The 6,439-nt window shown below is 37.7% G+C and carries 6 protein-coding genes; all 6 read left to right on the forward strand.

Annotated features, from left to right (window positions below; genetic code table 11):
- The first annotated feature begins 293 nt into the window (after positions 1 to 293).
- Positions 294 to 1,298: an N-acetylneuraminate synthase gene (neuB, locus tag NT145_00380; GenBank protein MCX5781154.1), complete on the forward strand. Its 1,005-nt coding sequence runs from the start codon at positions 294 to 296 to the stop codon at positions 1,296 to 1,298.
- Positions 1,295 to 2,464, forward strand: coding sequence for a UDP-N-acetylglucosamine 2-epimerase (gene neuC / locus NT145_00385; protein MCX5781155.1), 1,170 nt, complete (start codon positions 1,295 to 1,297; stop codon positions 2,462 to 2,464). The genes neuB and neuC overlap by 4 nt, the downstream gene beginning before the upstream one ends.
- Positions 2,461 to 4,086 (forward strand): cobalamin-dependent protein, encoded by a 1,626-nt coding sequence (locus NT145_00390; protein ID MCX5781156.1) that lies wholly within the window; start codon positions 2,461 to 2,463, stop codon positions 4,084 to 4,086. Before neuC ends, NT145_00390 begins: the two co-directional genes overlap by 4 nt.
- Before the next feature lie 167 nt (positions 4,087 to 4,253).
- A complete protein-coding gene (locus NT145_00395; protein ID MCX5781157.1) occupies positions 4,254 to 5,171 on the forward strand; it encodes a Gfo/Idh/MocA family oxidoreductase in 918 nt (305 codons plus the stop codon).
- 2 nt (positions 5,172 to 5,173) lie between these two features.
- Positions 5,174 to 5,890, forward strand: coding sequence for an acylneuraminate cytidylyltransferase family protein (locus NT145_00400; GenBank protein ID MCX5781158.1), 717 nt, complete (start codon positions 5,174 to 5,176; stop codon positions 5,888 to 5,890).
- Positions 5,891 to 5,912: 22 nt separating this feature from the next.
- A partial coding sequence (locus NT145_00405; protein MCX5781159.1) for an SDR family NAD(P)-dependent oxidoreductase occupies positions 5,913 to 6,439 on the forward strand: 527 nt, incomplete at its 3' end.

Consider the following 6,439-nt stretch of genomic DNA (forward strand, 5'->3'; position numbering starts at 1 on the left):
GTCTTATAGCTTAAACTTGCAATATTCCCCGCAGCAAGCTGCGGGGTTACCGAATATTACTTCTCCCCTGGCGGGTAAGTCTTTGGACCGAGCCTGCCCTTCGATTTCACTCAGGGTGGTGAGCATAGTCGAACCACGAGCGAGGAAGAAGGTGAGGATGAGGGGGTTAAAATAACTTTCACCCTCATCTCAATCCTCTCCCGTCAAGGGAGAGGACGAAAGAACGATACATTTGATACCGCCTCCGCCGCGGCGGACTGGGCGGAGGTTCATTAAGAAAGGAAAAATAAATTATGGTAAAAGTATTTATAATAGCTGAAGCAGGAATAAATCATAACGGCAGTCTTAAATTAGCAAAGAAAATGGTAGATGCCGCTGTCTATGCAAGGGCTGATGCAGTAAAGTTCCAGACTTTCAAGTCGGAACAAGCTATAAGCAAGAACGCTCCGAAAGCGGAATATCAGAAACAAACCACCGACCCGGCAGAATCGCAGCTTGAAATGGCAAAAAAGCTTGAATTAAAACCTGAAGAGTTCAGAGTGCTCTCGGATTACTGCGAGAAAAAAGGTATTTTATTTCTGTCAACCCCTTTTGATTTTGAAAGCATAGATCTGCTTAACGATATAGGATTGAAGATATTCAAGATACCTTCCGGAGAAATTACGAACCTCCTTTACCTGCAGAAGATCGGCCGCCTAAAGAAAAGGATAATTCTCTCAACCGGAATGGCAAATATTAATGAGATAAAATCTGCGATCAATGTCCTTGTTAATGAAGGTACGGCAAGGGAGAGGATAACAGTCTTGCACTGCAATACTGCATATCCGACCCCTTTTGAGGATGTTAACTTATATGCGATGAAAACGATCCGTGATAAACTTAAAATCGCTGTGGGCTATTCGGATCATACCATCGGGATCGAGATCCCGATCGCAGCGGTGGCGCTCGGCGCGGTTGTTATAGAGAAGCATTTCACGCTGGACAAGACCATGCCCGGCCCTGACCAGAGGGTTTCTCTTGAACCGGAAGAGCTCAAAGCGATGGTAAACGCGATCAGGAACATAGAGGTTTCCCTCGGTAACGCCAGAAAAACACCCTCCCCTTCCGAATTGAAGAATATTGCTATAGTGAGAAGGAGCCTCGTAGCATCAAAGGAGATCAAAAAGGGAGAATTGTTTTCAAAAGATAATGTTACTGCAAAAAGGCCCGGTACAGGTATAAACCCCATGAAATTTTATAAGATCGTAGGTAAAAAAGCGAAAAATAATTTTAAGGAGGATGAATTAATAACTATATGAAAAGGAAAATATGCGTTATCACTGGCTCAAGAGCAGAATATGGTCTTTTAAAACCGTTATTAATGAAACTGAAGACCGATAGATCTTTCGAACTGCAATTAGTTGTAACCGGTATGCACTTATCTCCGGAATTCGGATATACCGTTCAGGATATTTTTAATGACAATTTTAAAATATCGGAACAGATAGAGATGCTTTTGTCTACAGATTCCTCGGCAGGCATGGGTAAATCAATCGGCGTAGGTATTATCGGGTTTGTGGATTGCTACAAGAGGCTGCAACCAGATCTGATTCTTGTAGTTGGAGACAGATTTGAAATATTCGCGGCTGTTATTGCTGCTTCTGCAATGAATATCCCTATAGTGCATTTTTCAGGCGGAGATATAACAGAAGGGTCAATAGACAACCAAATCAGGCATGCAATTACAAAGCTAAGCCATATTCATTTTGTCGGCATAACAACCTCCGCACAACGCGTAAAACAGATGGGAGAAGAGCCTTGGCGGGTGCATGTTGTCGGCGAGTTTTGCTTGGATAATATTAAAAGCCATTATAAAATGTCTAGAAGCAAAATTGAAAAAGAGCTGGGCCTTGATCTATCTATTAGGCCGCTTATACTTGTTACTTATCATCCTGTAACCTTGCGGCCCGAGCAAACACGTATTCAAATTAAAAATCTTCTTGAAGTTCTAGGGCTATATAAAGATTCAGCAATAATATTTACCTATCCGAATGCAGATTCGGGCGGGCGATTGATCATATCGGAAATAAATAAGTTTTTATCAGCCCATCCAAATGCCAAAGCATTCAAATCTGTTGGAACAAAATTGTACCTTAATCTTCTTTCCTGTGCGGACTTATGTGTAGGTAATTCTTCAAGCGGCTTGGTAGAGGCTCCCAGCTTCAAGCTCCCTGTAGTAAATATAGGCGACAGGCAGAAAGGAAGGCTTTTGCCAAAAAACGTAATATGCACCAATGGAGAAAAACAATCTATTCATGAGGGTATCAAAAAGGGATTAAGCATAGGATTTAAAAAAAGCCTTGTCGGCATGAAAAATCCGTATGACAAGGGAGGGGCTTTAAAAAATGTTTTAAAAGTATTGCATAATCTCAAAACTACACCGGAACTTCTCAATAAAAAATTTATAGAGGCAGGAAATAAATGAGAAAATCAGTAAAGAAAGTGATGTTTATAGCCCCGCCAGTGACACGCCCGTCAGATTTCTCGTCCAAAGTGTCCCGGGTAAGTGCTTTCTTCCCTTTAGGGATTGCTTATATAGCGGCATATCTTGAAAAAAATGGAAAATACGATATAAATATTCTGGATGCATTGATGGAAGGGTTTACAAAAGAAGGAGTATCCATAAATAATGGAAGTGAGTTAAGATACGGTTTGTCTGATAAGGAAATTGCGGAGCATATTAGAAGAGTATCTCCCGACGTTGTCGGGGTATCATGCCTTTTTGCCGCTATAGAAAAAGACACGATTAATGTTTGCAGGATAGTAAAAGAAATAGATCCGGACATTACTACAGTTGTTGGAGGGGCGCACGCAGGCGCTAATGCCGTAAAATTAATAGAGCAAAATCCATCCATAGATTTTGTGATTCAGGGGGAGGCTGAAGTAACTTTTAGAGAACTTGTTTCTAAAATAGAAAACGGGAATGCTTTTTCAGAATTGGATGGAATTGCTTATAGAGAAAATAATACTACCCGCCTGATTCCAAAGACAAGATATATTGAAGACCTAGATTCTCTGCCTTTTCCCGCACGGCATATGTTTGATATGAACAAATATTTTGAGAAAGCCTCTGCGCATTCGAGCTTCGTATTATCGCCTTATACGCAGGTTATAACTTCAAGAGGATGCCCGTTCAAATGCACTTTTTGCGCTCTGGGCAATCATTGGGGCAGCAAACAAAGGATGAGAGGCGCTAAAAATGTTTTGGACGAGATAGAATTTCTCGTTAATACATATCATATTAAAGAACTTCAATTTGAGGATGATAACCTCACTGCCGACAAGAAAAGGGCATTGGAAATATTCGGCGGAATTATTGAAAGAAAGTTAGACATCATATGGGTTGTTCCGAGCGGCATGGCGGTTGCATCTCTTGACGAAGAATTGCTTGTCAAAATGAAAGCTTCACATTGTTACTCTGTTACTCTGGCTATTGAGAGCGGCAGTCAATGGGTACTTTCAAAATTAATAAGGAAACCGGTAAACCTTAAAAAAGTGCCGGACCTTGTAAAAACGGTAAGAAGAGTAGGTCTGGAAGTAAAGGGATTCTTTATTATCGGTTATCCGGACGAAACAAAAGAAACGGTACGTGAGACCATTCAATATGCTAAAAAGCTTGAATTGGATTGGGCTATATTTTCCCTGGCTTCCCCTATCCCAAATACAGAGATGTATAAGACCTGTGTAGAAAAGGGGTATTTCAAGGAGAAGGATTTTGATCCGGTAAGAAGTTTCTATTCAAGCTTCATAAACACACCCGAATTTACAAGCAAAGAATTGATGGAGATCCGGGAAGAAGCCATTATTGACATTAACTTTCGCAATAATCCTAATTTGATTAAATACGATGTCAATAAAGCAATAGAAAATTTCAAACAGGTTTTAAGGTATTATCCGCATTTTGATTTTGCGAACTTTTATCTGGGCGAGGCATATTTGAAAAAGGGAGAGAAAGAAAAAGCGTTAGAGTCTTATGAAAAAACACTGCTTTTAAACCCTTCTTATAAAAGTGCTCAAGAAAGAATAAATGAACTTACAAGGAGGTAATATGGCCTGGGATCAGGAATGGGAAATATCCGCCAGAATGCCTGATAAGATTCATTGCAGTTAGCTATTATAAAAAAGAAAGAAAAAATGTAAAAATCCTTAGTTGTAATATTCTGGTAAGCAACTGGGTAATAATCTGTCAAAGTGCTGGTAAGTGAAAATGATATATGATTAACAAAAATGTTATTGTAATCGGTTACGGCTCCATAGGGAAAAGACATGTAAAGAACTTACTTTCCTTAGGAATTTATCCTTATGTTATCACGGCATATCCGGAAAAATCAGATAAAATTAAATTTCTTGGAACGATAGATGACTGTAAGGATGCTGACTGCGGAATAATATGCACCCCGACGGCAAACCATTTAAAAGATTTTAAAAGATTGGTTGAAAAGGCAAAGTGTAAAAGCGTTTTAATAGAAAAACCTATAACTGATACTATTAAAGATGCAATGGAAATAAAATCCATTGCTGAAAAATATGGTGTAGAAGTGTTTGTTGCTTATAACATGCGGTTCATTAAAGCGTTTGAATTAATTAAAGAATGTATAAGCAAATATAGAAAAAATATCAGAATGGTGAAAATATATGCGGGGCAATACTTGCCAGAATGGCGGCCCTACAAAGATTATAAACTTTCTTATAGTTCTCACAGGGCATTAGGAGGCGGAGTAGATCTGGATTTATCGCATGAAATTGATTATATGTTATGGGTTTTCGGATTTCCCAAACGTGTGTTATGTACAATGAGAAAAAAAATAAGCAGTTTAGAAATAGATTCTCCTGATTATTTTAAGGGAATTTATGAATATAAGGGATTTATTTCTGATGTTGAGCTGGATTATATAAGAAAAAAGGACCGAAAGCTGATCGTATTGGGTGAAAATAGTAATATTTTGGATGTAGATTTTATACGAAAAACCATAAGGATTATGGAAAAAGATCTAAGTAATTCAAATTTATTTGATTTCGAGAAAGGTTATATTGACGAAATAAAGGAATTCCTTGGCATTGTCAAAAAGAAAAATATTTGCGGGTTAAATGAAGCAGTTGATACAATGAAATTATTAGGATTGGAGAATTAATAATGTATAAAGGCCAAAAAATATTGGCAACTATCTGCGCGAGAGGCGGTTCAAAAGGGGTAAAAAATAAGAATATTAGAAAATTGAATGGCAAGCCCCTGATATGTTATACGCTTGATCTTGTGAAAAAATCAAAACTGATAGATGATTATGTAATTTCTACTGACAGTGAAGATATAATGAAAGTTGTGAAAAAATATGGCTTCAAAATATATTTTAAAAGGCCGGCTCCATTGGCAGGTGACAAGGTTCACCGAACAGACGCCATAAAACATGCTGTTTTGTGGATGGAAAAAAATAAAACAGGGAGAAGTGATATAGTTGTAGACCTTGGTGTTGCTACTCCTTTGAAGAGTGTAACAGATATGGAAAACAGTATCAAAATGCTCGTAAAGTATAATTTAATGAATGTATTCAGTGTTGCTCCTTGTGACAGGAATCCCTATTACAACATGGTAGAAGAAATAAACGGCCGGATAAGTATAGTTAAAAAAACTAAATCCAATCTTAAGGACAGGCGTGACGCTCCTAAAGTGTTTAATGCGAATGATGGAATACTTGTTTGGAAAAGAGATGTTCTGTTCTCAAAAGAGCTTTTTTTCAATAAACGGTCAAAAATGTACATAATGCCAAGAGAAAGAAGCGTTGATATTGATGAAGAATCTGATTTTATTTATGCTGAATATTTGCTTAAAAGCGGGTTCATAAAAAAACTATAATTAGCTGTTCGGGAGGTAAAATATGACGGATTTGCTTTTGAAAGATAAAGTCATAATAGTAACCGGCGGTTCGGGATTAATAGGAAAGAATTTGATAAGGGCTATTATAGAAAACGGCGGGATAGGAATAATAGCAGACATAAATGAAAAGGCATCAAAAGACGAAATAAATAAAATAAAAAGTGAATTTAAGGATGGAAAAGCAGACTATTTCAAATTAGATATCGTTTCCGAAAAATCAGTAACAAATATGATCAAATTTGTTAAAAAGAAATATGGGAAAATAGACGGGGTTGTGAACAGCGCTTACCCAAGGAACAAACATTTTGGTAAAGGATTTGAAGATACAGCTTATGAAGATTTTTGCGAAAATATTAACCTGCAGTTAGGAGGCTATTTTTTAGTTTCCCAGCAATGCGGCATATTTTTTAGGAAGCAGGGTTATGGCAATATCATTAATTTATCTTCAATATATGGTGTAATTGCGCCAAGGTTTGAAATATACGGGAACGCGGAATTCCATGGAATAAAAATGGGGGTTCCTGTAGA

The organism is Elusimicrobiota bacterium, from assembly GCA_026388075.1.
Taxonomy (GTDB): domain Bacteria; phylum Elusimicrobiota; class Endomicrobiia; order Endomicrobiales; family JAPLKN01; genus JAPLKN01.

What these genes read in the sequence shown, in the direction of transcription:
- NT145_00390 (MCX5781156.1), top strand. Translation starts at nt 2,461, where the DNA reads ATGAGAAAATCAGTAAAGAAAGTGATGTTTATAGCCCCGCCAGTGACA.
- neuC (MCX5781155.1), top strand. Translation starts at nt 1,295, where the DNA reads ATGAAAAGGAAAATATGCGTTATCACTGGCTCAAGAGCAGAATATGGT.
- NT145_00400 (MCX5781158.1), top strand. Translation starts at nt 5,174, where the DNA reads ATGTATAAAGGCCAAAAAATATTGGCAACTATCTGCGCGAGAGGCGGT.
- neuB (MCX5781154.1), top strand. Translation starts at nt 294, where the DNA reads ATGGTAAAAGTATTTATAATAGCTGAAGCAGGAATAAATCATAACGGC.
- NT145_00395 (MCX5781157.1), top strand. Translation starts at nt 4,254, where the DNA reads ATGATTAACAAAAATGTTATTGTAATCGGTTACGGCTCCATAGGGAAA.